The 24,175-nt window shown below is 70.9% G+C and carries 28 protein-coding genes and 2 pseudogenes; 17 read left to right on the plus strand and 13 right to left on the minus strand.

The annotated features are described in order from the left end of the window. Nucleotides 1-69: 69 nt before the first annotated feature. The 4 genes from EDD93_RS05145 (at nt 70) to EDD93_RS05160 (ending at nt 3,009) form a co-directional block, all read left to right on the plus strand. The gene (locus tag EDD93_RS05145) at nt 70-1,296 is read left to right on the plus strand and encodes an MFS transporter (RefSeq protein ID WP_123524047.1); all 1,227 of its coding nucleotides are present in this window, start codon (nt 70-72) and stop codon (nt 1,294-1,296) included. 67 nt (nt 1,297-1,363) lie between these two features. Next, nucleotides 1,364-1,795: a hypothetical protein gene (locus EDD93_RS05150; RefSeq protein WP_123524048.1), complete on the plus strand. Its 432-nt coding sequence runs from the start codon at nt 1,364-1,366 to the stop codon at nt 1,793-1,795. Between the two features lie 9 nt (nt 1,796-1,804). Next, on the plus strand, nt 1,805-2,248 hold the full coding sequence (locus EDD93_RS05155) for a thiol-disulfide oxidoreductase DCC family protein (protein WP_123524049.1): 444 nt from the start codon (nt 1,805-1,807) through the stop codon (nt 2,246-2,248). Nucleotides 2,249-2,286: 38 nt separating this feature from the next. After that, a complete protein-coding gene (locus EDD93_RS05160; RefSeq protein WP_123524050.1) occupies nt 2,287-3,009 on the plus strand; it encodes a TetR/AcrR family transcriptional regulator in 723 nt (240 codons plus the stop codon). A gap of 121 nt (nt 3,010-3,130) precedes the next feature. On the opposite strand, the gene EDD93_RS05165 is transcribed toward EDD93_RS05160, so the two are convergent. From EDD93_RS05165 to EDD93_RS40080, 3 genes are all read right to left on the minus strand, one after another. Further along, nucleotides 3,131-4,684, minus strand: coding sequence for an ABC transporter substrate-binding protein (locus tag EDD93_RS05165; protein ID WP_123524051.1), 1,554 nt, complete (start codon nt 4,682-4,684; stop codon nt 3,131-3,133). Between the two features lie 210 nt (nt 4,685-4,894). Continuing rightward, the gene (locus tag EDD93_RS05170) at nt 4,895-6,181 is read right to left on the minus strand and encodes a metallophosphoesterase (protein WP_123527594.1); all 1,287 of its coding nucleotides are present in this window, start codon (nt 6,179-6,181) and stop codon (nt 4,895-4,897) included. Between the two features lie 63 nt (nt 6,182-6,244). After that, entirely contained in the window at nt 6,245-6,490 is a 246-nt protein-coding gene (locus EDD93_RS40080) for an SCO4848 family membrane protein (protein WP_079193131.1), read from the minus strand. A 166-nt stretch (nt 6,491-6,656) separates the two neighbouring features. Here EDD93_RS40080 and EDD93_RS05175 point away from each other — a divergent pair, with 166 nt between their 5' ends. Next, nucleotides 6,657-7,919 carry a D-alanyl-D-alanine carboxypeptidase family protein gene (locus tag EDD93_RS05175; protein ID WP_398902917.1) on the plus strand — a complete coding sequence of 421 codons (1,263 nt, stop codon included), beginning with the start codon at nt 6,657-6,659 and terminating at the stop codon, nt 7,917-7,919. On the opposite strand, the gene EDD93_RS05180 is transcribed toward EDD93_RS05175, so the two are convergent. Continuing rightward, nucleotides 7,867-8,886: a YihY/virulence factor BrkB family protein gene (locus tag EDD93_RS05180; RefSeq protein WP_123524053.1), complete on the minus strand. Its 1,020-nt coding sequence runs from the start codon at nt 8,884-8,886 to the stop codon at nt 7,867-7,869. The two genes, EDD93_RS05175 and EDD93_RS05180, sit on opposite strands and share 53 nt — an antisense overlap. A 140-nt stretch (nt 8,887-9,026) precedes the next feature. Here EDD93_RS05180 and EDD93_RS05185 point away from each other — a divergent pair, with 140 nt between their 5' ends. Beyond that, the gene (locus EDD93_RS05185; RefSeq protein WP_123524054.1) at nt 9,027-10,388 is read left to right on the plus strand and encodes an FAD-binding oxidoreductase; all 1,362 of its coding nucleotides are present in this window, start codon (nt 9,027-9,029) and stop codon (nt 10,386-10,388) included. A gap of 63 nt (nt 10,389-10,451) precedes the next feature. Beyond that, nucleotides 10,452-11,231 carry a decaprenylphospho-beta-D-erythro-pentofuranosid-2-ulose 2-reductase gene (locus EDD93_RS05190; RefSeq protein WP_123524055.1) on the plus strand — a complete coding sequence of 260 codons (780 nt, stop codon included), beginning with the start codon at nt 10,452-10,454 and terminating at the stop codon, nt 11,229-11,231. A 31-nt stretch (nt 11,232-11,262) separates the two neighbouring features. Here the strand turns inward: EDD93_RS05190 and EDD93_RS05195 are convergent, their stop codons facing one another. The 3 genes from EDD93_RS05195 to EDD93_RS05205 all read right to left on the minus strand — a co-directional run bounded on the left by EDD93_RS05195 (nt 11,263) and on the right by EDD93_RS05205 (nt 13,717). Then, entirely contained in the window at nt 11,263-11,853 is a 591-nt protein-coding gene (locus EDD93_RS05195) for a 2'-5' RNA ligase family protein (RefSeq protein ID WP_123524056.1), read from the minus strand. A 106-nt stretch (nt 11,854-11,959) separates the two neighbouring features. Next, nucleotides 11,960-12,973 (minus strand): tryptophan--tRNA ligase, encoded by a 1,014-nt coding sequence (trpS, locus tag EDD93_RS05200; RefSeq protein ID WP_185092212.1) that lies wholly within the window; start codon nt 12,971-12,973, stop codon nt 11,960-11,962. A 237-nt stretch (nt 12,974-13,210) separates the two neighbouring features. Beyond that, complete coding sequence (locus EDD93_RS05205; RefSeq protein WP_123524057.1) at nt 13,211-13,717, minus strand: GNAT family N-acetyltransferase; 507 nt, start codon at nt 13,715-13,717, stop codon at nt 13,211-13,213. Between the two features lie 153 nt (nt 13,718-13,870). On the opposite strand from EDD93_RS05205, the gene rocD reads away from it, so the two are divergent. Further along, nucleotides 13,871-15,076, plus strand: a complete 1,206-nt coding sequence (gene rocD / locus EDD93_RS05210) for an ornithine--oxo-acid transaminase (RefSeq protein ID WP_123524058.1) — start codon at nt 13,871-13,873, stop codon at nt 15,074-15,076. 82 nt (nt 15,077-15,158) lie between these two features. Further along, entirely contained in the window at nt 15,159-16,031 is an 873-nt protein-coding gene (locus EDD93_RS05215; RefSeq protein ID WP_123524059.1) for a hypothetical protein, read from the plus strand. A gap of 173 nt (nt 16,032-16,204) precedes the next feature. Here EDD93_RS05215 and EDD93_RS39515 read toward each other — a convergent pair whose 3' ends face one another. Both EDD93_RS39515 and EDD93_RS05225 read right to left on the minus strand, forming a co-directional pair. Beyond that, entirely contained in the window at nt 16,205-16,549 is a 345-nt protein-coding gene (locus EDD93_RS39515; RefSeq protein WP_185092213.1) for a hypothetical protein, read from the minus strand. Nucleotides 16,550-16,808: 259 nt separating this feature from the next. Further along, the gene (locus tag EDD93_RS05225; RefSeq protein ID WP_123524060.1) at nt 16,809-18,200 is read right to left on the minus strand and encodes a PLP-dependent aminotransferase family protein; all 1,392 of its coding nucleotides are present in this window, start codon (nt 18,198-18,200) and stop codon (nt 16,809-16,811) included. A 61-nt stretch (nt 18,201-18,261) separates the two neighbouring features. Here EDD93_RS05225 and EDD93_RS05230 point away from each other — a divergent pair, with 61 nt between their 5' ends. Next, nucleotides 18,262-18,999 carry a YitT family protein gene (locus EDD93_RS05230; RefSeq protein ID WP_260255629.1) on the plus strand — a complete coding sequence of 246 codons (738 nt, stop codon included), beginning with the start codon at nt 18,262-18,264 and terminating at the stop codon, nt 18,997-18,999. Here the strand turns inward: EDD93_RS05230 and EDD93_RS05235 are convergent. Further along, nucleotides 18,962-19,537, minus strand: coding sequence for a TetR/AcrR family transcriptional regulator (locus tag EDD93_RS05235; protein WP_123524061.1), 576 nt, complete (start codon nt 19,535-19,537; stop codon nt 18,962-18,964). The two genes, EDD93_RS05230 and EDD93_RS05235, sit on opposite strands and share 38 nt — an antisense overlap. Before the next feature lie 70 nt (nt 19,538-19,607). On the opposite strand from EDD93_RS05235, the gene EDD93_RS05240 reads away from it, so the two are divergent. Further along, nucleotides 19,608-20,195 (plus strand): dihydrofolate reductase family protein, encoded by a 588-nt coding sequence (locus EDD93_RS05240; protein WP_123524062.1) that lies wholly within the window; start codon nt 19,608-19,610, stop codon nt 20,193-20,195. A gap of 98 nt (nt 20,196-20,293) precedes the next feature. Here EDD93_RS05240 and EDD93_RS05245 read toward each other — a convergent pair whose 3' ends face one another. The 3 genes from EDD93_RS05245 to EDD93_RS05255 all read right to left on the minus strand — a co-directional run bounded on the left by EDD93_RS05245 (nt 20,294) and on the right by EDD93_RS05255 (nt 21,618). Next, entirely contained in the window at nt 20,294-20,503 is a 210-nt protein-coding gene (locus tag EDD93_RS05245) for a DUF397 domain-containing protein (RefSeq protein WP_123524063.1), read from the minus strand. A 72-nt stretch (nt 20,504-20,575) separates the two neighbouring features. Next, nucleotides 20,576-20,785: a DUF397 domain-containing protein gene (locus tag EDD93_RS05250; RefSeq protein WP_123524064.1), complete on the minus strand. Its 210-nt coding sequence runs from the start codon at nt 20,783-20,785 to the stop codon at nt 20,576-20,578. Further along, a complete protein-coding gene (locus EDD93_RS05255) occupies nt 20,782-21,618 on the minus strand; it encodes a helix-turn-helix transcriptional regulator (RefSeq protein WP_123524065.1) in 837 nt (278 codons plus the stop codon). The genes EDD93_RS05250 and EDD93_RS05255 overlap by 4 nt, the downstream gene beginning before the upstream one ends. A gap of 106 nt (nt 21,619-21,724) precedes the next feature. Between EDD93_RS05255 and EDD93_RS05260 the strand changes: the two genes are divergently transcribed. From EDD93_RS05260 to EDD93_RS40095, 6 genes and pseudogenes are all read left to right on the plus strand, one after another. Continuing rightward, on the plus strand, nt 21,725-21,964 hold the full coding sequence (locus EDD93_RS05260; RefSeq protein WP_123524066.1) for a hypothetical protein: 240 nt from the start codon (nt 21,725-21,727) through the stop codon (nt 21,962-21,964). Further along, entirely contained in the window at nt 21,961-22,149 is a 189-nt protein-coding gene (locus EDD93_RS05265; protein WP_123524067.1) for a hypothetical protein, read from the plus strand. Before EDD93_RS05260 ends, EDD93_RS05265 begins: the two co-directional genes overlap by 4 nt. Next, the gene (locus tag EDD93_RS05270) at nt 22,146-22,331 is read left to right on the plus strand and encodes a hypothetical protein (RefSeq protein ID WP_123524068.1); all 186 of its coding nucleotides are present in this window, start codon (nt 22,146-22,148) and stop codon (nt 22,329-22,331) included. The genes EDD93_RS05265 and EDD93_RS05270 overlap by 4 nt, the downstream gene beginning before the upstream one ends. 532 nt (nt 22,332-22,863) lie before the next feature. Then, nucleotides 22,864-23,658, plus strand: a complete 795-nt coding sequence (locus tag EDD93_RS05280) for a hypothetical protein (RefSeq protein WP_123524069.1) — start codon at nt 22,864-22,866, stop codon at nt 23,656-23,658. 125 nt (nt 23,659-23,783) lie between these two features. Next, nucleotides 23,784-24,011, plus strand: a pseudogene (locus EDD93_RS40090) (hypothetical protein); the annotation flags it as partial. Beyond that, nucleotides 23,984-24,163: pseudogene (locus EDD93_RS40095) on the plus strand (IS701 family transposase); the annotation flags it as partial. The pseudogenes EDD93_RS40090 and EDD93_RS40095, both read left to right, overlap by 28 nt. Between the last annotated feature and the right edge of the window lie 12 nt (nt 24,164-24,175).

A 24,175-nucleotide genomic window follows, 5' to 3' on the forward strand; every position in this document is an offset into this window, starting at 1 on the left:
ACCCCAACTACCCTTCGGTATCAAATATTTCGTTGACGAATACTTCGGAAGCGAAATAGATTCCGCGCCATGCCTCATCCCTTGCGCACCCGTTCCTTCCGGCTGCTCTTCATCGGGCGCAGCTTCTCGATGCTGGGCGACGCGGCGATCCCCGCAGCTCTCACCCTCGCCGTCTACCTGGCCACCGGATCGACCGGGGCGCTCGCCCTGGTGCTCGCCTGCGCGATGGTGCCCAAGCTGCTCCTGCTGCCGCTCGGCGGCGTCGTGGGCGACCGCTTCAACGCCCGCACGGTCGCGCTCACCACCGATCTCGTACGGTGCGCCAGCCAGCTCTTCGTCGGCGCCGAACTCCTCTCCGGGGCACCGGCGCTGTGGCAGATCGCGCTGGCCGAGGCGATCGGCGGCGCCGCCGGGGCCTTCGCGATGCCGACCGTCTCCCCGCTGATCCGCGGCACCGTGGCGGAGTCCGGACTGCTGCGTGCCAACTCCCTGATGGCGGTGGTCAGCAGCGCCGCCCGGATCGGCGGCCCGGCCGTCGCCGGGGCGCTGGTCCTCACCGCGGGGCCCGGCTGGGCCTTCGTGCTGGACGCGGCCGGCTTCGCGGTGAGTGCGGCGCTGCTGTCCGCGATCGACGTCCGGCACGTCCCCGTCGCCCGCAGGTCCGTGCTCAGCGACCTCAAGGAGGGCTGGAGCGAGGTCCGGGGCCGCGACTGGTACTGGACGAGCCTGATCGCCCACTCCGTCTGGAACGGCGCGGCGGCCGTCCTGATGACGCTCGGTCCGGCGCTGTTCATCCACCACCTGGGCGGCAAGGGGATGTGGCTCGCCTTCCTCCAGACCGGCGCCGTCGGCCTGCTGCTCGGCTCGCTGCTGGCCGGCCGGGCCAGGCCGCGCCGCCCGGTCCTGACCGCCAATCTGGGCCTCGCCCTGTACGCACTGCCGCTCTGCCTGCTGGCCGCCCACTCCCCCGCCGTCGTCGCCATCGCCGCGTACGGCCTCTCCCAGGCGGGGCTGGGCTACCTCAACCCGGTCTGGGAGACCGCCGTCCAGTCCGCCGTACCCAAGCACGCGCTGGCCCGGGTCACCTCCTACGACTGGCTGCTCTCCCTCGGCGCGATGCCGCTCGGCTACGCCCTCGCCCCGCCGGCCGCCTCGGCCTGGGGCGCCGAACTCCCCCTTGCCGCAGCCGGGGTGGCGGTCGGCGCGGCCTGCCTGGCCACCGCCGCGATACCCGGGGTGCGGCGCTTCACAGCCCCCTCGGACCAGGTGACGCGCACCACCGAAGCACCGGCTTGAACATGTTCAGTTCCAGGTCTACAGTCCATGACAACAGCATTTGAACGCGTTCAAGGGAGGGTGGGGCATGGACCTCACTGTTGTCGCGTACGTCATCTACCTGCTCATCAGCGTGGCGCTCACCATCTGGGTGGCCCGCACGCTCAGCCGCAACGGCAAGGTGTTCCTCGCCGATGTGCTGCACGGGAACGAGAAACTCGCCGATGCCGTCAACCACCTGCTGGTGGTGGGCTTCTACCTGGTCAACCTGGGGTTCGTGACGCTCTACCTGAAGAACTCCGAGGAGGTCACCGACGCCCGCGCGCTCTTCGACGCGCTCTCGCTGAAGGTCGGCGTCGTCCTGCTCGTGCTGGGGGTCATGCACCTGGGCAACGTCTATGTGCTGAACAGGATCCGCCGCCGGGGCATGATGGAGCGCGAGCAGACCCCGCCCGTGGCACCGCAGGGCTGGACACCGCCGGGCACCGGGCCGTGGGCCGCGCCCGCCCCCCGGGCGTGAGGGCCGGCCATGACGGTCCGGACGGGTGGGCGGCGGCTGTCCGTCGAACGGCTCACCGTGCTCTACGACGCACAGTGCTCGCTCTGCGTCCACCTGCGGCATTGGCTGATGAGACAGCGTCAGCTGGTACCGCTGGACCTGGTCCCGGCGGACTCGGCGGAGGCGCACCGCCGCTTCCCCGCCCTCGACCACTCCGGGACGCTGGAGGAGATCACGGTGATCGGTGACGGGGGCCAGGTCTACCGCTCCACGTCGGCGTGGATCGTCTGCCTCTGGGCGCTGGCCGAGCACCGGCCCAGGGCCCACTGGCTGACCACCCCGGCCGGCCGCCCGTTCGCCAGGGCGACCGTCCTCGCCGCGGCGAGGTACCGCTCCCTGACGGCGGCGCCCTGCCGGACGGACGGCGAAGGGGGCGGCGCCTGCGCGGTGGAGGGCCCGGAGCCCGGCACCTAGGGTCCTGGGCCAGGACCGGGCCGGATACCCTCGGGACCGTGGTGAAGGAAGAGAAGGACGTGAAGGAAGTCAAGGCTCCCAAGAGCGAACAGACCCGCACACTCATCCTCGAAACCGCGCTCCGGCTCTTCCAGGAACGCGGCTACGACAAGACGACCATGCGGGCCATCGCCCAGGAGGCCGGCGTCTCCGTAGGGAACGCGTACTACTACTTCTCGTCCAAGGAACACCTCGTCCAGGGCTTCTACGACCGGATCGCCGCCGAGCACGAGGCGGCGGTCCAGCCGGTCCTGGCCGGCGACCAGGACCTCGCGGTACGCATTCGCGGGGTCCTCCTCGGCTGGCTGGACGTGGCGGAGCCGTACCACCGCTTCGCCGCCCAGTTCTTCAAGAACGCCGCCGATCCGGAGAGCCCGCTCAGCCCCTTCTCGAAGGACTCCGTCGCGGCCCGCGACGCGGCGATCTCCATCCACCGGCGCTGCCTGGAGGGTGCGGACACCAAGGTCGATCCGGAACTGGCCGAGCTGCTGCCGGAGCTGATGTGGCTGAACCAGATGGGCCTGGTGCTGTACTGGGTGTACGACCGGACGGACGACGCCGAACGCAGTCGCCGCCTCGTCGAGCGCACCGCCCCGATCATCGCGCGGGCCATCGCCCTGTCCCGGTTCCGGGTGCTGCGGCCGCTCGTGCGCCAGGTCCACGCGGTGCTGGAGGAGTTCCTGCCGGGGGCGACGGGACCGGTGGCGGACCGGCCGCGCTGACCGCGCCCGGCGGCGTACACGCCGCAGCGGCCGCCCCGTGGGTACCGGGACGGCCGCTCCTTTCGTGTTCCGCTTCTGTCTGCCGGGTCGCGGTCCTGGCTTCCGGACCGCGACGGGCCCGTCAGATCCAGCCGAGCTCCCACAGCCGCCAGATGCCCGTACCGTCCGAGAGGTACTGCGAACCGGCCACCTCGGGCTTGGCGAGGACGTAGTCCTTCTTCTGCCACAGCGGGACGAGCGGCACGTCCTCGCCCACCAGCTTCTGCAGGTCCTTGAAGTCGGCCGAGGTGCGGCTGCGGTCGCTGAACTGCAGCGTGTCGCTGATCAGCTGGTCCATCTTCTTGCTGCTGTAGCCGTTGTGGAGGCTGGTGTCGCGGCCGACGAGCGGCTGGCTGAAGGTGTCGGGGTCCGGGTAGTCCGGGAGCCAGCCGACGGTGTACATGTCGTAGTCACCGGCCGCGTAGCCCTTCTGGAACGCCGTCCACTCCACGGACTTGATCGAGACCTTGAACAGCCCGTCCGCGTTCAGCTGGCGCTGGATCTCCTTGCTCTCCGGCGTGTACGAGTCGCCGGAGCGGTAGGCGAAGGTGAGGGGGAGCGGCAGCTGGACGCCCGCCTCCTCCATCAGCTTCTTGGCGCGCTTGGCGTCCGGCTGCGGGTACTCGTCGAAGAACGGGGTGCTGTGCCCGATGTAGCCCTGCGGGATCAGCGAGTAGAGCGGTGCGACGGTGCCCTGGTAGACGTCGGTCACGATCGGTGCGCGGTCGATGATCGCCGCGATGGCCTGCCGGACGCGCTTGTCGGCGAGCGGCGAGCCGGAGCGGACGTTGAAGACGAGGTTGCGGATCTCGGCGCTGTCCGCCTCCGTGATGCGCTGATCGGCGTCGCCGGGGTTCAGCTCCGCGAGCGCGGACGGCGGGAGCTGACGGTGCGTGACATCGATCTGTCCCGACTTCCAGGCCGCCAGGAGGTCGTCCGACTGCTGGTAGTAGTGCACGGTGACCGGCCCGCCGGTCTTCTTCAGCGCGCCCTTGTACCTGGTGTTCGGCACCAGTTCGGCCCTGGAGCCCGGCTGGTACGACTTGAGCACGTACGGCCCGGAGCCGCTGACCTTGTTGTCGCTCCGCAGCTTTTTCTCGGAGTAGGCCTCACGGTCGACGATCGAACCGGCCCCGGTGGCGAGCTTCTGCGGGAAGGTCGCGTCGCGCGAGGACAGGTTGAACGTGATCACCCGGCCCTCGGTCACCACGTTCTTGAGGGTCGGGAACAGCACCGAGGGGCCGACGTTCGTCTTGATCCTGAGCATGCGCTCGAAGGAGTACTTGACGTCCTCGGCGGTGATCTTCCGGCCGTTGGAGAACGACAGGTCGTCACGGAGCTTGCACTGGTACGTCTGGAGCTTCCCGCCGATGAAGCCGCAGCTCTCGGCCGCGTCGGGCTCGGGGACGATCGCTCCGGACTTGAACGTCATGAGGGACTGGTAGACGTTGCTGTACATCGCCCAGGAGCCGGCGTCGTACGCTCCGGCCGGGTCGAGCGAGGTCACCACGTCGGTCGTACCGACGGAGACCGGGTCCTCCTTCGCTCCGTCCGAAGGAAGCAACTGCCAGGCGCCGACGCCTGCGATGACCAAAACCGCGAGAATCGCGAGAATCCGTATTCGGATCGACCGCATTGCCGTGCTCTCCCTTAACAGCCCCACCTCGGTGTCGCGCTCAGATACGCAGATCACCGCACGTTCGCGCTCAGCCAATCACACGATTTTCACATCTGGAAGGGCAAATCAGAGACACATAGCCTTTTGTTCGTTACTTGAAACCTTGGATCGATAGGCCGAATACAGAGGGTTGGCGGACGGTCACCGAATTCGCCTGCGGGGCGGCTCTCAGGCCTGCTTGGAGGCGAGTTCGACGACGGTGATGTCCGAGGGTGCGCCGACCCGCACCGGCGGGCCCCAGGCGCCCGCGCCGCGCGTGACGTACAGCTGCGTGTCGCCGTAGCGTTCGAGCCCGGCGACCGTGGGGTTGGAGAGCTCCGCGATGTAGTTGCCCGGCCAGAGCTGGCCACCGTGGGTGTGCCCGGATAGCTGCAGGTCCACGCCGTGCTCGACGGCCTCGTCGATGAGGACCGGCTGATGGGCCATGAGGACGGCGGCCCGGGAGCGGTCCCGGTCACCCAGGGCGCGGCCGAAGTCCGGGCCCTGGCCCTCGCTCTCGCCCCCGATGTCATTGACCCCGGCCAGATCGAATCCGTCGATCTCCACCCGGGCATTCTCCAGCGGGTGCATCCCCAATTCCCTTACATGATCCACCCATTGGGCCGCGCCGGAGTAGTACTCGTGGTTGCCGGTGACGAAGAACGCGCCGTGCCGGGAGCGGAGCCGCGCGAGCGGCTCGGCGGCCGGACCGAGATCCGCGACCGATCCGTCGACCAGGTCCCCGACGACCGCGATCAGATCGGGCTGGGTCCGGTTGACCGTGTCGACGATCCGCTGGGTGTGCGCCCGGCCCAGGATCGGGCCGAGGTGGATGTCGCTGACGACGGCGATCCGGAAGCCGTGCGCGGAGCGGGGCAGCCGGGCCAGCGGGATGGTGACGCGCTTGACCCGCGGGCCGCGCAGCACCCCGTAGGTGCCGTACCCCACCGTGCCGAGCCCCGCCACGGCCGCGGCGCCCCCGACCGCCCGCGCGACGAAGAGCCGGCGCGAGGGGGAGGCGGCGGGGGGCTGCGGGGCGGAGGGCGCGGTCGGGGCCGCTGTCCTGGTGTCCGAGCCGGGGGCGGCTCCGGCGCTCTCGGCCCGCACGGTCTCCCCCGTTCGCGCCGGTCCGGCCTCCGCCCCGGCGCCGGCCGTCGCGTCCCGGCGTGCGAGGAGCCTGCGCAGCAGCGGCCGTACCGCCTCACCGACCAGCAGGGCCAGTGTCAGGTAGAGCAGGGCGGCCAGCCACAGATAGCCCGGCCAGGCCAGCACCCGCTCGAGCCAGAAGGGCGCACCCGACCGGCCGGAGACCAGGGCGCCGACGCTCAGCAGCGGCAGCACGTACGCCGCCACGGTGCCCGCCCGGCGTGGCAGGCTGCCCGCGGCGGTCGTGTCACCGACGAAGCGGCGCCACACATAGCGGTGCACGGCGACGAGAGTTGCGAGCACCACGATCGCCGCCAGAACGAATCCCATGACCGCCACGTGCGCTTCCCCGCCCTGTTTGTCCGTATCCGGTCCGTACGAGGTGCCGCGTCGTTACGCGGAACGGTCGCGCAACGCCCTGACGCCGCGGAACCCGATCACGCCAACCGCCGTCCCCAGAAGAAAGGACGTGATGGCGAGCAGCAGATGCACCCAGAAGTACGCAGTAGGGTCACCCGCGTCGTCGAAGGCGAGACCGCTGCCGTCCTTCCACAGGTTCTTGACGAAAGTGATCCAGATGAACCAGCTCCACACCCCGAATGCGAGCAGGAACCAGGAGACGGGGCGGCTGAGCTTCATGGAGTCAGTATCTCCGGCGCGTCCGGGCCGGCTCGCCCGGGGTGGGCAGGGCCAGGGGGGACTGTCCTCGGACGGGCCGTCCCGGGGTGGGCTGTCCTGGCGGTACGCACGGCGGGTCATAGCGCCGGTGTCAATTTTCACATCAACTGCATGTACGTTTTCGACCGTGTCAGCTCTTAAGAAGACCGCGATGGCGGTCACATCTGCCGCCCTGCTGTCCACTTTCGTCGTCAGCCCCGCCTCTGCGGTTGCCAAGGACACCTCCGACGACGCCCCGAAGCCGCCTGCCGCCATGTCGCGGCTCGGTGGCGAACAGCTGGGCCGGTCCGGCACCCAGGTCAATCTCGGCCCCGGCGCCCCGGTCCTGCCCAAGGACCTGACCGGCAGATCGTGGATGGTCTCGGACGCCGAGAGCGGGGAGGTGCTCGCCTCGCACAACCCGCACTGGCGGCTGCCCCCGGCCTCCACACTGAAGATGCTGTTCGCGGACACCGTGATGCCGGACCCGGCCCTGCAGCCGAAGACCCGGGAGTACACGGTGAAGGACGAGGACCTCGCGGACATGGGCGAGGGAAGCAGCCTGGTGGGCGTCAAGGAGGACCTCAGCTACTCGGTGCACGACCTGTGGCTCGGCGTCTTCCTGCGTTCGGGCAACGACGCGGTGCACGTACTGGCCGCGATGTACGGGGGCGTCCCCAAGACCGTCCACGACATGCAGACACACGCCGTGGAGCTGCAGGCCCTGGACACCCACGTGGTGTCGCCCGACGGCTACGACGCGCCCAAGCAGGTCTCCAGTGCGTACGACCTGACCCTGTTCGCCCGCAGCGGGCTGCAGAACGCGGACTTCCGCGAGTACTGCGCGACCGGCACGGCGGAGTTCCCCGGCGAGCAGAAGAAGGGCAAGAAGCGGGAGGAGTTCGGCATCCAGAACACCAACCGACTGCTCACCGGGGCCGACGGCGTCGCCGCGTACGACGGCATCGCCGGCGTCAAGAACGGCTACACGACGCACGCGGGCAACACCTTCACCGGTGTCGCCGAGCGCAACGGCAAGGTGCTTCTCGTCACCGTCATGCACCCGTCGTCCGAGGAGACGCACGCCGTCTACAAGGAGGCGGCGAGCCTGCTCGACTGGGGGTTCAGCGCCAGCGGCAAGGTCACCCCGGTGGGCGAGCTGGTCCCGCCGAAGTCCGCGGTGCCCGACACCGGCACCGGCAAGGGGGCCGAGGCCGACGGCCCCGCCGCCGACAAGGCGAAGCACGGCCCGGACACGACCGCGAAGGCCGCCGCGGCGGACGGCTCCGGCGGGGCCGGGGTCGCGCTGGGCATCGTCGGCGGGGTGCTGGTGCTGCTCGCCGGTGCCGTGTTCCTGGTCAACCGGCGCTGGCCGCTGCCGGACCTGGTGCGCCGTCGCTCCCGCCCCTGACCCGGCCGCCCGGGGCGTTTTCGCCCCGGGCACGTCCCGCCCGGGTGCTCCCGCCCCTGGCACCGCCGTCGTCGTCCGGGGCCGGCTCGCCCTCCACCGGCACGGGCTCCTCGGCGTCCTTGCTCGGTGTCGCCGTCCAGGCGGCACAGAACAGCAGCAGCTTCGCGGTGAAGTTGATCCACAGCAGCAGGGCGATGGGCACGCCGAACGCGCCGTACATGCTCTTCGACGCGACGCCCTTCATATAGCTGCCGAGCAGCAGTTTCAGCAGCTCGAAGCCGACCGCGCCGGTCAGTGAGGCGACCACCAGCCGGCGCCGCGGCGGCTCGACGCCGGGCAGCAGCGTCAGCAGGTAGAGCAGCAGCAGGAAGTCGGCGCACACCGCCACCGCCAGGGCCGCGATCCGGAGCAGCACACCGCCCGCGCCGTTCTCGGGGATGTTGATCAGGTCGGCGATCCAGCCGACCGCGACGGAGCCGACCGAGGAGATCGCCAGGGTCACCAGGGCCGCCCCGCCCAGGCCGAACAGCACCCCGGCGTCCTTGAGCTTGCGGATGACGGGATTGCCCTCGTCCAGGTCGTCCATGTCCCACACCGCGCGCAGGCAGTCCCGCATCGAGCCGATCCAGCCGATGCCGGTGAACAGCAGCAGCGCACCGGCCACCAGTCCGACCGTGCCCGCGTGCGCCACCAGGTTGTCGATGCCCAGCTGATCCGAGATGCCCGGCACCTGCTCGGCCACCTTGTTCTCGATCTTGTCGAGCTGCTTGTCGGAGAGCAGCGCCGCGCCGATCGCCGCGGCGACCGCGATCAGCGGGAAGAGCGCCAGGAAGCTGATGAACGTGATCGCCGCGGCCAGCCGCGCCCAGTGGACCCGTACCAGCGTCTCGTAACTGCGCCAGGCGTGCGTCTCCATCAGCCGGGAGACGAGCGGCCCGATGACAGGGAGTTTTTTCAGCCAGTCCATGACGTACGACTACCCTCCCCGTCAGCAAAAACCGATGCCCCATGGGGAGCGTAGGAGATGACGCCTCCTCAATCACCCATTTCGGTGAGTGTTGTAACAAATCCCTCAAAGGTGTTTTCTCGGGCGATACGGTCACCCTCATGCCTGTCGACACCGTGTCCCTGAGCGGCTGGGGCCGTACCGCCCCGACGACCGCGCTGCGCTTTCGCCCCGGCAGTTACGAGGAGGCCGCAGCGACGGTGCGCGGCTGCGGGCCCCGTGGCTCGATCGCGCGCGGGCTGGGCCGGGCGCACGGCGACTCGGCGCAGAACGCGGGGGGCTCCGTCCTCGACATGACGGCGCTGAACCGCGTCCGGGCCTTCGACGCCGGGACCGGTGAGGTGGTGTGCGAGGCGGGTGTGAGCCTGCACCGGCTGCTGGAGGTGCTGCTTCCGCTCGGCTGGTTCCTGCCGGTGACGCCGGGCAGCCGGTACATCACGGTGGGCGGCGCGATCGGCTCCGACGTCCACGGTGACAACCACCGCGCGGCGGGCTCCTTCTCCCGCCATGTCACGGGGTTCGAACTGCTCACCGCCGACGGCGGCATCCGTACGGTCCGGCCCGGCACCCCGCTCTTCGACGCGACCACGGGCGGCATGGGGCTGACCGGGGTGATTCTCTCGGCCACGCTCCGGTTCCATCGCGTCGAGACGTCCCTGATGTCCGTCGACACCGAACGGGCCGCCGATCTGGACGACCTGATGGCCCGTCTCGCCACGGACGGCGACCGCCACCGCTACGCGTCCGCCTGGGTCGACCTGACCGCGCGCGGCCGGGCGACGGGCCGGGGCGTCCTGACCCGGGGGGAGCACGCCCCCTTGGACGCACTCCCGGCGCACGCCCGGCGCGCACCGCTCTCCTTCCGCCCCGGCCAACTGCCCCCCGCGCACTCGCTCGTACCGGACCTCGTCCCCGGCGGGCTGCTCGGCCGCACCTCCGCAGCCGCCCTGGCCGAGCTCCGCTTCCGCAGGGCGCCCCGGTCCCGCACGGGCGAACTGCGCCGGATCGCCGCCTTCTTCCACCCGCTGGACGCCGCGCCGCGCCGCAGCCCGGTCCACGGGCGCGGCGGTTTCGTGCACTACGAGTTCGCCGTCGGCCACGGTCAGGGGGAGACGCTGCACCGGATCGTCCGGCAGATCTCGCAGCGCCGCTGCCCCGCGCGCCTCGCCGCGCTCCGGCGCTTCGGCGCGGGCGATCCCGGCTGGCTGTCCTTCCCGCTGCCCGGCTGGGCGCTGTCCCTCGACCTGCCGGCCGCCCTGCCGGGGCTGGCCCGCTTCCTCGACGGCCTGGACGAGGAGGTGGCGGCCGCGGGCGGCCGGGTCTGCCTGACGAACGACTCCCGGATGCGCCCGGACGTGCTGGCCGCGATGTACCCGCGGCTGGACGACTTCCGTTCGCTGCGTGCCGAGTCCGACCCGGACGGCGCGTTCAGATCGGACCTCTCGCGCCGGCTGTCGCTCTGACGGACACCCCGGCCCGGCTCCCTGTTACCCCCGGCTTCTCCCCCTCCCCCAAGGAGCGTTTCCGTGAAGGATGCCTTCGGTGCCCCGCAGTCCTTGCTCGTCCTCGGCGGCACGTCGGAGATCGGGCTCGCCACCGCCCGTCGCCTGATCGCCTGCCGTACCCGCACGGTCTGGCTGGCCGGGCGCCCCTCCCCGGCCCTGGAGTCGGCGGCGGCCGAGCTGCGCGGGCGCGGCGCCTACGTCCGCACCGTGGACTTCGACGCGCTGGACACCGAGTCGCACGAGACCACCCTCGGCAAGATCTTCACCGAGGGCGACATCGACATGGTGCTGCTCGCCTTCGGTATCCCCGGCGACCAGGAACGCGACGAGGAGGAGCCGCTCTCGGCGGTCCGGGTCGCCCAGACGAACTACACCGGGGCCGTCTCCGCCGGGCTGGTGTGCGCCGGCGCACTCCAGGCGCAGGGGCACGGCTCGCTGGTGGTGCTGTCGTCGGTGGCAGGGGAGCGCGCCCGGCGTGCGGACTTCATCTACGGGTCGAGCAAGGCGGGCCTGGACGCCTTCGCCCAGGGGCTCGGAGACGCGCTGCACGGGACGGGCGTGCATGTGATGGTCGTACGCCCCGGTCCCGTACAGGCGCCCGGTACGGCGGCCGAGGCGCCTCTCGCGACGATCCCGTTCACCCGTACGCCCCTGGTGACCACGCCCGACGCGGTCGCGGCGGCGATCGTGACGGGTCTGCGCCGGCGCTCGGAGACGGTGTGGGTGCCCGGGGCGCTGCGGGCGGTGATGTCGGCGCTGCGGCATGTGCCGCGCCCGCTGTTCCGCCGCCTGCCGGTCTGACCCGGGGCCGGGGGCCGGGGGGCCGCCGGGGTCAGGGGTGGAGCGAGGGCGTGTCCACGGAGCTGCCGCTCTGCGCGGGGAGGGCGGCAGCCCCGCCGCCCGTCGCGAACGGGAACTCGTTGATCTTGCGCCAGACGCTGTCCGAGCCCTGCTCGTACAGCGCGAAGGAACCGCAGGTCCAGGCGGCCTCGTAGTCGCCCAGCTCGGCGTACGCCCGGTCCATCGCCTCTTCGGAGATGTCGTGGGCCACGGTCACGTGCGGGTGGTACGGGAACTGGAGCTCGCGCACCAGCGGACCCGAGGCGTCCCGGACCCGCTTCTGCAGCCAGGAGCAGGCCGAGGCGCCCTCGACGACCTGGACGAAGACGACCGGCGACAGCGGGCGGAAGGTGCCCGTGCCGGACAGCCGCATCGGGAAGGGGCGGCCACCGGACGCGATCTTGGCGAGGTGCGCCTCGATCGCGGGCAGGTGGGCCGCCTCCGCCTCGGTCGGCGGAAGGAGGGTGACGTGGGTGGGAATGCCATGTGCGGCAGGGTCCCCGAAGCTCGCGCGCCGCTGCTGGAGCAGGCTGCCGTAGGGCTCCGGGACCGCGATCGAAACGCCGAGCGTTACGGTCCCCACGTCGTTCTCCTCAATCCTCGATGGTCTGTTTTCAGCCACTGACGGCCGCAAGCTTCACGCCGCCAGTGTGCCGCCTGTGAAGGTGGTACCGCCAGGGTCCTTGGACTCAGTGCTTCGCGGGCAGAAGACCCATGCGGTCGTACGTCCGCGCCAGGGTCTCGGCGGCGACGGCCCTGGCCTTCTCCGCTCCCTTGGCCAGGATGGAGTCCAGCGTCTCGGTGTCGTCGAGATATTCCTGGGTGCGGGTGCGGAACGGTGTGACGAAGTCGACCATGACCTCGGCGAGGTCGGTCTTCAGCGCACCGTAGCCCTTGCCCTCGTACTTCTGCTCCAGATCCGCGACGGGTGTGTTGGTGAGGGTGGAGTAGATGGTCAGCAGATTGCTGATGCCGGGCTTCTCCGCCTGGTCGAAGCGGATCACCGTGTCGGTGTCGGTGATCGCGCTCTTCACCTTCTTGGCGGTGGCCTTCGGCTCGTCCAGGAGGTTGATCAGGCCCTTCGGGGTGGCCGCCGACTTGCTCATCTTCGACGACGGGTCCTGGAGGTCGTAGATCTTCGCCGTCTCCTTGAGGATGTACGGGTCCGGCACGGTGAAGGTGTCGCCGTAGGTGCCGTTGAACCGCTCCGCGAGGTTCCGGGTCAGCTCCAGGTGCTGGCGCTGGTCCTCGCCGACCGGGACCTGGTCGGCCTGGTAGAGCAGGATGTCGGCGACCATCAGCATCGGGTAGGTGAAGAGTCCGACGGTGGTGCGGTCGGCGCCCTGCTTGGCGGACTTGTCCTTGAACTGCGTCATCCGGGCCGCCTCACCGAAACCGGCCAGGCAGTTCATGACCCAGCCGAGCTGGGCGTGCTCGGGGACATGGCTCTGGACGAAGAGCGTGCAGCGGTCCGGGTCGACCCCGGCGGCGAGCAGCTGGGCGACGGCGAGCCGGGTGTTGGCGCGCAGTGCCGCAGGGTCCTGCGGCACGGTGATCGCGTGCAGGTCGACGACCATGTAAAAGGCGTCGTGGGACTCCTGCAGGGCCACCCACTGGCGGACCGCGCCGAGGTAGTTGCCGAGGTGGAACGAGCCTGCGGTGGGCTGGATTCCGGAGAGCACACGGGGACGTTCAGAGGCCATAGAAATCATTGTCTCAGGTACGGAACCGATCTCGGGCAGCCGGTGTATGAAAGGTGTGAGGACGCGGGAGGGGGCTCTGCGGCCGGGCCGGAAGAGGTGCCGCGCCGTCGATGACGAGGGTGCGGGCCGGCCGTGGCTGTTGCGGACCGCGGCGAAATGAGACCAGGAACACAGTCCGCCCGGCCGGACGGCTGCGTGCGGCGTCCGGGGCGCGGTGGCTCCCGCGGCGGGGCCGCGTCAGCGGCTGACCGGCTCCTGAGCCGGTGCGGACCCGCACTCCATCAGCAACTGGCTCCCGCGCGGGCCGACCGGGCGAAAGCCCGCCTTGCTCCACGCCCGGACGGCCCGCTGGTTGGAAGCCTCGGGATCGACGGTCACCCGTTCCCATCCCACGACGGTGAGAAGGTGCCGGACGAGGGCGCGGGCGGCGTCGGGGCCGTGGCCCCGGCCCTGTGCGTGAGGCAGCAACACCATGTCGATGCCGCCTTCGCGGGGGCCGGCGGGGACGTACTGGGCGTAACCCACGGGGCCGGCGCTGTCGAGGACCAGGAACGAGGCCACCGCGGGGCGCCGCCTCCCGACGTACTTGGCGGCCACTTCCTCGCGCGTGAGCGGCTGTCCGCCCCAGTTGCGTACGAACTCGGGGTCCGCGAACCACCCGGCAAGCAACGACAGGTGATCCTCAGTGGCGGGGACGAGCAGGACAGCCTCGCCCGCGATGCCGCCCTCCGGCGTGTCCGTCATGCATGCCGCCCCTCTTCGTGCGCGTGTCCGCCCATCGTTCCAGCGCGGGGGTCCGCGCGGGCGCGCCGTGAACGGGAGGTTTCCTCGTGGGCGATCCGACCGACGATAGAAAGTGGGCACACCAACCCGATCCGCACGACGAACGGAGATCCCGTGTCGACCACGGAAAACGCCATCGCCTCCGCCGATGCGCACAGCGCGCACAACTATCATCCGCTGCCCGTCGTCGTCGCGACGGCGGAGGGCGCCTGGATGACGGATGTCGAGGGGCGGCGCTACCTCGACATGCTCGCCGGCTACTCGGCGCTCAACTTCGGCCACGGCAACCGCCGTCTGATCGACGCGGCCAAGGCGCAGCTGGAGCGGGTGACGCTGACCTCGCGGGCCTTCCACCACGACCGCTTCGCCGAGTTCTGTACGCGGCTGGCGGAGCTGTGCGGCATGGAGATGGTGCTGCCGATGAACACCGGCGCGGAGGCCGTCGAGACCGCGGTGAAGACCGCCCGCAAGTGGGGCTACCGGGTCAAGGGCGTCCCGGACGGGATGGCGAAGATCATCGTCGCCTCGGACAACTTCCACGGCCGGACGACGACGGTCATCAGCTTCTCCACGGACCACGAGGCCCGTGCGGACTTCGGCCCGTACACACCGGGGTTCGAGATCGTGCCGTACGGGGATCTGACCGCGCTGCGGGAGGCGATGACGGAGAACACCGTGGCGGTGCTCCTCGAACCGATCCAGGGCGAGGCCGGGGTGCTGGTGCCGCCTCCCGGCTACCTGCCCGGGGTCCGGGAGCTGACCCGCGAGCGGAACGTGCTGTTCATCGCGGATGAGATCCAGTCGGGTCTGGGCCGGACCGGGAAGACGTTCGCGTGCGAGCACGAGGGCGTCGTGCCGGACATGTACGTGCTCGGCAAGGCGCTGGGCGGCGGCGTCGTGCCGGTGTCGGCCGTGGTGTCGTCGGCGGCGGTGCTGGGGGTGTACCGGCCCGGGGAGCACGGGTCGACGTTCGGCGGGAATCCGCTGGCGTGCGCGGTGGCGCTGGAGGTCATCGCGATGCTGCGCACCGGTGAGTTCCAGCAGCGGGCAACGGAGTTGGGCGACCACCTCCACCAGGAGCTGGGGCTGCTGGTGGGCGGCGGAGCGGTGGAGGCGGTGCGGGGGCGCGGGCTCTGGGCGGGCGTCGACATCGAGCCCGGCCACGGCACGGGCCGGGAGATCTCCGAGAAGCTGATGGGCCGCCGGGTGCTGGTGAAGGACACCCACGGCTCGACGATCCGGATCGCACCGCCGCTGGTGATCAGCAAGGAGGACCTGGACTGGGGCCTGGAGCAACTCCGCGAGGTCCTGCGCGGCTGAGACGGCAGCGGCCCACCCCGGCCGACGCGGCCGGCCGGGGCGGTCGCAGCCGCCCAGTAGAGTCCCGGGTGTGCTTCTGGGGATGATCTGCGCGCTCGGTTCTGCGGTCTGCTTCGGCACGGCCTCCGTCCTTCAGGCCGTCGCCGCGCGGGCCGCGGCCGAGCCCGGATCCGGTGCGGGGGTCGATCCGGCGCTGCTGCTGCGAGCCCTGCGGCAGTGGCGTTACGTCGCCGGGCTCGCCCTGGACGGCCTCGGCTTCGTCTTCCAGATCATCGCCCTGCGCTCGCTGCCCATCTACGCGGTGGGCGCGGCACTCGCCGCAAGTCTCGCCGTCACCGCGGTCGTCGCCGCCCGCCTGCTCCAGGTCCGGCTGAGCGGCACCGAGTGGACGGCCGTCGCCGTGGTCTGCGCGGGCCTGGGCATGCTGGGCCTCGCCTCCGGCGGCGAGGGCCATCTGTCCGGCTCGGACGCGCTGCGCTGGTCGATGCTCGGGGTGGCGGTCGCCGTCCTGCTGATCGGCACGGCGGCGGGCCGGCTGCCGGAGCGGGCCCGCGCCCTGGTCCTGGGGCTCGGCGCGGGCTGCGGCTTCGGGGTGGTGGAGGTCGCGGTCCGGCTCATCGACGACGTCTCACCGGCCGCGCTGCTGTCCAACCCGGCCACGTACGCGCTGCTGGTGGGCGGCGGTTCGGCGTTCCTGCTGCTGACCTCGGCGCTGCAACGTGGCTCGGTGACGACGGCGACCGCCGGAATGGTCCTGGGCGAGACGATCGGGCCCGCCCTCGTGGGCGTCATCTGGCTCGGGGACCGCACCCGCGAGGGGCTCGGCTGGCTGGCGGTCACCGGCTTCGCGGTGGCCGTCGCGGGCGCCCTGGCCCTCGCCCGCTTCGGCGAGGCCCCGGCACAGGACGCGCCCGGGGACACACCGGACGACGCGACTGTGGTGCACCCGGGGTAGGACCGGCGACAGCTGCCCCCCTCCCCCCCCTCCGGCCACGGGCTCGGGCGGCCGTCGCAGCAGGACCTCGCAGCCGACCGCGTGGGTGAGGGGGACGAGTTCCCGTGGGGGGCGCGCACCGTGCCCGGCCAGGAACGGCACCGGGGTTGACGGCGTTCGCGACGCGGCCGGGGCTACCCGGAGAACGCGGTCGTGAAGGGCAGCGGGGTGTCCAGGAGCCAGGTGGCCGAGGCCGCTCCGCCGGTGCAGGCTGTCGCCCACCCCGCCCAGGCGCGCCCGGACAGTTCCCTGGCGGCCCCGGCGGCCTCGGAGCCGAGGATCACGCCGCACATGAGGGACAGGAACAGGTCGCCCCAAACGACCGGCGGGAGGCCGATGACGAGCCACCCGCCCGCGCATGCCGCCAGCGCGGCCGCCATGTACGCCCAGGGAGTGGTGCGGGTCGCCGTCGTCGCCGGGCGCCGGCGGTGGATCAGGATCACGATGATCTGCGCGAGTGCGGCCGCTATGGCGATCACGTCTGTACTCCCCTGTTCGGAGCCCCGGTTCGGAGCAGGGGGACGGCCCGGCGGCGCGCATGGGCGCATGAGCGCCGCCCCTCGTCGCGGCACCACGGACACGTCACGCCCGTTCCGCAGAGGGGTGTTTATGTGGGGGCCAAGACTACGATCCCGGGCAAGACCACCGCGAAGGGGGGTAAACGACGTGCCTGCCGTCGAATCGGATGGTGCGGATCGATTCCTGTACGCCGGGGCGGTGGGCGGGGGTTGCCGCCGCTCACGCGACGGGGGCGGGGGTGTGGGTTCCGGTCGCGCCGTGGGCGAGCGCCTGTTCCGCCCGCGCGAGTCTGCGGATCGCCCGGGTCAGCTGCCCCGGAGGGAGCGTGTACGGGAGCCGGATATTGCGTTCGAACGCGCCCCCGACCCCGAATCGCGGCCCGGCCGCGATGGCCACCCCGTGGTCGGGTGCCACGGCCGCCAGCCGCGAACCGATGGGGCCGGGAAAGCTCGCCCAGAGCGTCACACCGCCGGCGGGTTGCGGAGCGTCGACGTGCGGCAGGTACGCGGCGAGCGCCTGCCGCAGGGCGTCGCGCTGCGAGCTGAGCTGGCGCAGCGCGTCCGGCCGCCGGGTGCGGTGCTCGTTCAGGAGGACGGCTGAGGCGAGTTGCTCGACGACGGGGGTCCCGAGGTCCGTCGCGGGACGGACCCTTTCGACCCGCTCCAGGAGAGAGGGGACCGCGCGGATCCAGCCGATGCGCAGGCCGCCCCAGACACTCTTGGACACCGAACCGACGCTGACGGCCGCCGGCATGTGCAGCGCGAAGGGTTCGGGGCTCGGAACGTCCAGGGCCAGATCGGCCATCGTCTCGTCGATGACCGTGAGGCACCCGAGCCCGAGCCGGCTACGCACGCTCGTCGGCATGCACATACCGGTCGGGTTGTGGAAGTCCGGGATGAGGTAGGCCAGGTTCGCGGTCCGTCCTGCCGCTCGGAGCTGTTCGGTGTCCCAGCCGGAGGACGTCACGGCGACGGGGAGGAGCCGGGCCCGCGCCTGGATGAACGCCGTGATCGCGTGCGGGTACGTCGGATGGTCGACGAGGACCCTGTCGCGCGGCGACACGAGTACCCGGGTCAGCAGGGCGAGCGCGTGCTGCGCGCCGCTGGTGATCAGGATGTGGTCGGGCCGGGTGGGCAGCCCCCGCCGCTCGTACCAGTGGGCGACCGCTTCACGCAGTTCCGCGGTGCCGTACCGGTCGTATCCGTGCCGCTCGAAGTGTCGCGGCAGTTGTTCGAGCGCGGTCGCGAACGCGGAGTGCAGTACCTCCACGGGCGCCGCCGGTGCGGCGAAGGACAGGTCGACGGTCTCCGCGTCGGTCCCGGCCGGGCGCTCGGGCGGGGCGCCGCCGGGCAGTCGTACGGTCGCCCTGGTACGGGCCTGCGTGGCGAGGTACCCGTGCTCGACCAGCGTCCGAAAAGCCGTCCCGACGGTGGTTCTGCTGGTGTCGAGCACGGTCGCGAGGTCGCGTTCGCTCGGCAGGGCAGCACCGAGGGACAGCCGTCCGTCCAGGATGAGCAGACGCATCTTGTCGGAGAGGCGCTGGTGTGCGGGGCCGGGCCCCTCCCGCCAGGCCCCGAGCATCCGGGCCACGGCGTGCGAGCTGATCTTCACCGGACCAGCCTAATCAATCTGGCTATGGAATCCCGGTCCAGATGGTCGGGACACTCGCCGCATGGCACCTACCGCTTCCACCGCGCTCCCCTCCGCCGCGGCTCCCCACGCCCCACCCGCGATACCGCGCATGAACGCCTTCGATCAGGTCCGGGCGGGCCGCAAGGCACGTCGAGTCCCCCAGCTCCTGCTCGGTCTGGTGGGATACGGAGCGGCCGTGATGCTGCTCGTCCGGTCCGGGCTCGGCGCCGCCGGCTGGAACGTGCTCACAGAAGGCACCGCGGGCTCCCTCGGCATCTCGTTCGGCTGGGCGACGAACCTGATCTCCCTGCTCGTGCTCCTCACCTGGATTCCCCTGCGCGAGCTGCCCGGTCTCGGCACGCTCCTCAACGTCGCGATCGTCGGCTTCGCCGCCGACGCCACCGCCCGGGTGCTCCCCGCCCCGCACGGGCCGCTCGCCCAGACCGGATACCTCGCCGCCGGGATCGTCGCTCTGGCGTTCTTCGACGCGCTCTACCTCGGCGCGCAGTTCGGATCGGGACCGCGCGACGGCATCATGACCGGCCTCATCCGGCTCACCCGCCTGCCGGTCGCCGTCGTGCGCACCGGCATCGAAGTCACTGTCGCCTGCGCGGGCTGGCTGCTGGGGGGAACCGTCGGGGTGGGCACGGTGCTGGTCGCCCTGTGCATGGGGCCCCTGGTCGGCTACTTCATGCCCCGGGTGGCGGTGGGGCCTGCTCGCGGTTCACGGAGTCACGAGGTCACGAGGTCACGATACGTTCGACCGCGGCCTCGATGAGCTGTGCGCGCTCGGCCTCCGAGAACACCCCGGGCAGGGTGAGCTGTTCCACGATGAGCCAGTTGAGCGCGAGATACAGCAGCCGGACCGCCGTCGCGTCGCCGGGCAGGCCGGACTCCTCGTGGTAGGCCACGTTGGCGTCGACGTCGGCGCGGACACGCTCGGTCAGCACCGCGCGCAACTCGGGGCGCCGGGTGGCCTCCAGGCGCAGTTCGAGCAGCGCCAGACGGCCGGTACGGAAGGCACTGACCCGGCCGACCAGCTCGTGCATCAGTTTCGCGTAGGTCTTCCGGTCGGGCGCACCGGCCCGCTGCCGTGCGATCGTCGCCTCGTCGGGCTGGAGCAGTTCGTAGACCCGAGCGCCCGCCTGGGTGAGCAGGTCATCGCGGTTGGCGAAGTAGTTGGAGGCCGTACCGGCGGGCACGGCGGCTTCGACGTCCACCGCCCGGAAGGTCAGACCCCGCGCCCCCTCCCTGGCCAGCACCTCAATCACACCATCAACGAGGGCAGCTCGCCGCTCGTCGTTCCTGCGCGCCATTGACACCACTCCAGTCGTAGTACTAACTTCAAAGCACTTCAGTCAGAGTACTACGCTCGGAGTTCTATAGATGCGAAAGCTCGTGTACTACGTCGCTGTCACCATCGACGGCTACATCGCCGGACCCGGCGGGGAGTTCGACTTCTACCCTCAGGGTGACGAGAAGCAGGCCGCCGCCTACGCCCAGTGGGTCAACACCCGTTACCCCGAGACGGTCCCCACCTTCATGCGTGACGCGCACGGCCTGGCGGACACCCCCAACCAGCGCTTCGACACGGTCCTGATGGGACTCGGAAGCTACCGCCCCGGCCTGGACGCAGGCTTCACCAGCCCCTACGCCCACCTGCGCCAGTACGTCGTGTCGAGCACCCTCGCACCCGGCACCGACCCGGCGGTCACCGTGGTCGGCGAAGACCCCCTCGCCCTGGTCCGCGACCTCAAGCAGGAGGACGGCCAGGACATCTGGCTCTGCGGGGGCGGACTCCTCGCCGGCGCACTCCTGCCGGAGATCGACGAGCTGATCATCAAGAGCTATCCCGTGGTCGCCGGGACCGGGATCCCGGTCTTCAACGGGGAGTTCGACCCCACGCTCTTCAAGGTGGAGGACCGCACCTCATTCACCAACGACGTCACGATCACCCGGTTCGCCCGGCGCTGACGCGTCCGGAGTGCGGGCACGCGTCGGGAGCAGCGAAAAGCCCCGCCGCACACCGTGCAACGGGGCTTCCCAGGGCCGGTACGTGTCGGGCGGCGCCCTCAGAGAGCGCCGAACTCTCCACCCTTGACGCCCGCCACGAAGGAGACGAACGAGGCGGTGGGGACGTGCAGGACGGGACCGGCCGGGGCCTTGGAGTCACGGACGGGGACAACGCCTCGCGCGGCGACGAGGTTCGCGGCGACCTCGACGCAGTCGCCGCCGTTGGAGCTGTACGAGGACTTGAACCAGCGGGGGGATTCGGTCGTCACGGAGTGCCCTTTCTAGCTCTCGGCCCAAGCCCCGCCACGCCTGGCATGGCGAGCCGTGGCAATACGATCAGGTCAGATGCCGCCGAACTCGCCGGACTTCACGCCCGCCACGAACGATGTGAACGAGGCCGTGGGAACGCTCAGAACCGGGCCGGACGGGGCCTTGGAGTCACGGATCGGGACGACGCCTCGCGCCGCGGCGAGGTTCGCGGCGACCTCGACGCAGTTGCCGCCGTTCGAGCTGTATGAGGATTTGAACCAGCGTGGAGCTTCGGTCGTCACGGAGTGCCCTTTCTCAACTGGCTGATCTTGGCCACGGATGCCGCCTGTGACATCGCCTCGGCCTGCAGTTGATGGTATGCGGTCAGCAGAGGCACCACAGAGCCAGTTTCACGATCCACGTGCCCCTGTGCCTGCGACTCGGCATACGCCAGAACGGACCGATCAGGCAGAGTAAGCAGATTGACAGGGAGATTGAAGGGCCGCCGCTCGCCTATCTCGAACGGGGCCACCTGCAGAACCCAGTTGGGAAGAGCAGCCACCTCAACCAGTTTCTGGAGCTGCGCCGCCATAACCTCTCTCCCGCCGACAGCGTGATGGAGGCAGCTCTCATCCATCACAACAAGCACCATGGGCGGACGAGGTCTTGCTAGAGCAGCTTGCCTCTCAGCAAGGAAGGAAACGCGCTCGGAAGCCTGCTCCGGCGCGATGGCCCCCCGTTGCACATCGCCGTCCGCCAGAATCCGTGCGTACTCCGGCGTCTGCAGCAGCCCAGGGATGATCCCGATCTCGAAGAGCCGAATCTCCACAGCCCTGCCCTCGTACCCGACGTACTGCGGGAAGCCCTCCAGCAGCGATCCGTGCCGGATCTCGCGCCACTGACGCTCGAACGTGTCAGCGGTGTCTCCGGTACCGAACACACGGTCCGCACTGCGCGAAAAGCGGAGAGTTGGCATCTTGCGACCAACTTCCACGGCCGAGATGTGCGTACCGGAGTACCCCATCCGTTCGCCCAGTTCTTCCTGCTTCCACCCACGAGCCTCGCGAGCGCGGCGGACACGTGCGCCGAAGGCGGCTTGCGGACTGCTCTCGGGGTCCAACTCCTTGCGGTTCAAGGAGACATCACCAGTCTTTCGTTCGCGACTGACACGTTGAACAGCTCCTGACTCTAAGCCACGCTGAACGCCCTTGGTAGCGGAATGACTACAGAGAGGTGCGGCGATGTCCAAGCAGAAGCGCATCCAACTCCCTCCCGCCGGAGCACTCGTGGTGGATCGGGGCCGTAACGACCGCGTCGGGGAGTTCCGAGGCGTCGCGGGTCCCTACTGGTCGCTGCGGCCGATCGGCGGGGGGCCCGAGTGGGAAGCCATCCCCACATACGTCCGGCTCGCCACACCCGAGGAGCGGCTGCGCGCCCGTACCGCGTACGAGAACGCCCGGAGCCGGGGGGACGTGGCATGACCAACCACAACAGCGCCGAGCCCGCCGGGGCCGACACATGCCGGGTCTGCCAGGAGTTCGACCTGGCCGAGGCCGTGGCCCGGAGCGAGCGGGACGAGAGCCGGGCGACCGACTGCCGGGTGCTGCGCAGGCGGCACCGGGCCGCCGAGCACGGAGAGCACGCCGAGCACGGAGAGCAGCCGTGACGCGCGTCCCGGACCTCGCGTGGGAGTGGATCGGCTCGGACGCTGAGTCCCGCGCACAGTTCTTCGCCGCGCTGGACGTCGCGATCGAGCGGCGCGTCCGGGAGCGCGCCGCCGAGGCGGCCGAGCTGGAGCTGTTCGCGGCCGCCGTCGAGGCGGCGGCCGTGCGGGGGCGTGCCGCGTGAGCGGCGGGGGGTACGGGGCGGAGATCACCGTGACCGACGGGCAGCGGGCCGTCTCGCTGGGGGCGGTCGTGGTGCGTAACCGCCGGCTCGCCCTCCGGTGGCTGCGGCGGCAGGCGCTCCGGCTCGCGGAGGGGGCCGAGGGGACGCGGGGTCGTACCAGGGAGGCCGACGTGCGGGCGGCCGCCCTTCGGAGTTCCGCAGTGCTGAACGGGCTCCGGGCCTGGGCCGAGGACCAGGCGCAGCAGGACGAGGCGATGGCGCGGCTGGAATCCGGGAGCCCCGACGCGTTCACCCTGGTCGACCCCGCCGTCGGCCTGGTGGTGACGATCACCGGACGACGAGTCCGGCCGGAGCGGGCGGCGGCCGACGGGTCCCGGGCATCCGACGCGACGGGGACGGAAGCTCCCGTCGCCGCCTCGCGGCCTGATCCACCCGGGGACCGACGCCGACGAACACGCCTTCCAGGGTTTGACGTGTACGCGCGGTCCTATAGTGGCCCGGGTCGGCCGTTTCCATGGGGGGTCCGGAACACATGCGATCCAGGAGATCACTGGTCGGCGTCCTGCTGTTCGCCGTCGCCGTGCTGTTGCTCGGGGCCTGCGGGACCCAGCGGGCCGGGGCAGGCGCGCCGACGGGGAGGGAAACGCCGCACTGGCAGACGTTCGCCCCGTTCCGTGTGACCGCCGCCCGGCTCGCCGACGGCGGGCGCGCGCTCAGCGTCGACGTGGAGGTGCCCGGCAACGGGAAGACCTGCGCGCGCGGACTGAAGGCGGTCGTGACCTCCACCTCGGAGCGCACCGTGTGGGTGCAGGTCACCTTCTCCGCCCTGACCGGCGACCCGCACGCCGACTGCTCGAAGACCGCGCCCGGCACGGCGAAGGTGCGGCTGCCGTCCGCCCTCGGTCACCGCCAGCTGTCCGTGGACAACGACACGACGTTCACCGCGGACGACGCCGACCTGCCCGACCTGCGCCTGTGCGGTGACCTCGGCTGCCACCCGGCGCCCACCGGCTGCACCCCCGCCTCCTACGACCAGGCGGTGGCAGCGCTCGACGTGCCGAACCACACCTCCCGCGGCGAGGAGCACTGCGACAGGAAGTGGCTGGTGTTCGACGTGTCCTCGCTCGTGGGCCCGGCCTGCGCCGAGGGCGAGGCGCCGGGCTGCGGGGCGAGCCTCGGCGACCGGTGGTTCTTCCGGGCCGAGAAGAAGGGATGGGTGCCGATCGCACGCGGCACGAAGGCGGGCTGCGCCGACGTGAACCGCGTCGAACCAGCCTTCCCGGCCGCCCTGTGCGCCGGCCTGCCCGCCCTGCGGCGCTCGAACTGAGCACCCCGCCGGGCGTCCTGGTACTCCAGCTGTAGATCGTGATCTTGCCGGGGGCGGGGGTGCTGTCGCGGGGACGGAGCGATATCGGATCGCGTGGGGTGCTCGCGGGCCGGCACTCCGCTCCCATGGATCATGCGGAAGTACTACTCATCGGAGGACGGGCCGGTGTCGGCAAGACGTCGGTCGGCTGGGAGGTTTCGGCTCAGCTTCGCGCTACGGCGCTACCGCATGCTGTCATCAAGGGTGACTTCATGGGACAGGTCCATCCAGCACCGGAGGGGGATCCCGACCGGTCGAAGATCACCGAGAGCAACCTGACGGCCGTGTGGGCGAACTTCGGGCCGGACGGTTGGTGCTTGGGCTGCTGTCGGACCTGCCACGCAAGAACTGCTGGGCGATCGCGGGGTGGGCCGCGGAAGCCGGCCCACACGGCATGCAGCACCTGTTGCGCCGAGCATCCTGGGACGCCGATGCCGTCCGCGACGACGTGCGCGACGGCGTTGTCGGCTATGGAAGG

The organism is Streptomyces sp. 840.1 (assembly GCF_003751445.1).
In the GTDB taxonomy this organism is placed as follows: domain Bacteria; phylum Actinomycetota; class Actinomycetes; order Streptomycetales; family Streptomycetaceae; genus Streptomyces.

Excerpts from the sequence above, each read along its gene's own strand:
- EDD93_RS05145 (WP_123524047.1), top strand. The coding sequence starts at position 70 with ATGCCTCATCCCTTGCGCACCCGTTCCTTCCGGCTGCTCTTCATCGGG.
- EDD93_RS05150 (WP_123524048.1), top strand. The coding sequence starts at position 1,364 with ATGGACCTCACTGTTGTCGCGTACGTCATCTACCTGCTCATCAGCGTG.
- EDD93_RS05155 (WP_123524049.1), top strand. The coding sequence starts at position 1,805 with ATGACGGTCCGGACGGGTGGGCGGCGGCTGTCCGTCGAACGGCTCACC.
- EDD93_RS05165 (WP_123524051.1), bottom strand. The coding sequence starts at position 4,684 with ATGCGGTCGATCCGAATACGGATTCTCGCGATTCTCGCGGTTTTGGTC.
- EDD93_RS05170 (WP_123527594.1), bottom strand. The coding sequence starts at position 6,181 with ATGGGATTCGTTCTGGCGGCGATCGTGGTGCTCGCAACTCTCGTCGCC.
- EDD93_RS40080 (WP_079193131.1), bottom strand. The coding sequence starts at position 6,490 with ATGAAGCTCAGCCGCCCCGTCTCCTGGTTCCTGCTCGCATTCGGGGTG.
- EDD93_RS05180 (WP_123524053.1), bottom strand. The coding sequence starts at position 8,886 with ATGGACTGGCTGAAAAAACTCCCTGTCATCGGGCCGCTCGTCTCCCGG.
- EDD93_RS05185 (WP_123524054.1), top strand. The coding sequence starts at position 9,027 with ATGCCTGTCGACACCGTGTCCCTGAGCGGCTGGGGCCGTACCGCCCCG.
- trpS (WP_185092212.1), bottom strand. The coding sequence starts at position 12,973 with ATGGCCTCTGAACGTCCCCGTGTGCTCTCCGGAATCCAGCCCACCGCA.
- EDD93_RS05205 (WP_123524057.1), bottom strand. The coding sequence starts at position 13,717 with ATGACGGACACGCCGGAGGGCGGCATCGCGGGCGAGGCTGTCCTGCTC.
- EDD93_RS05215 (WP_123524059.1), top strand. The coding sequence starts at position 15,159 with ATGATCTGCGCGCTCGGTTCTGCGGTCTGCTTCGGCACGGCCTCCGTC.
- EDD93_RS05230 (WP_260255629.1), top strand. The coding sequence starts at position 18,262 with ATGGCACCTACCGCTTCCACCGCGCTCCCCTCCGCCGCGGCTCCCCAC.
- EDD93_RS05235 (WP_123524061.1), bottom strand. The coding sequence starts at position 19,537 with ATGGCGCGCAGGAACGACGAGCGGCGAGCTGCCCTCGTTGATGGTGTG.
- EDD93_RS05240 (WP_123524062.1), top strand. The coding sequence starts at position 19,608 with ATGCGAAAGCTCGTGTACTACGTCGCTGTCACCATCGACGGCTACATC.
- EDD93_RS05260 (WP_123524066.1), top strand. The coding sequence starts at position 21,725 with ATGTCCAAGCAGAAGCGCATCCAACTCCCTCCCGCCGGAGCACTCGTG.
- EDD93_RS05265 (WP_123524067.1), top strand. The coding sequence starts at position 21,961 with ATGACCAACCACAACAGCGCCGAGCCCGCCGGGGCCGACACATGCCGG.
- EDD93_RS05280 (WP_123524069.1), top strand. The coding sequence starts at position 22,864 with ATGCGATCCAGGAGATCACTGGTCGGCGTCCTGCTGTTCGCCGTCGCC.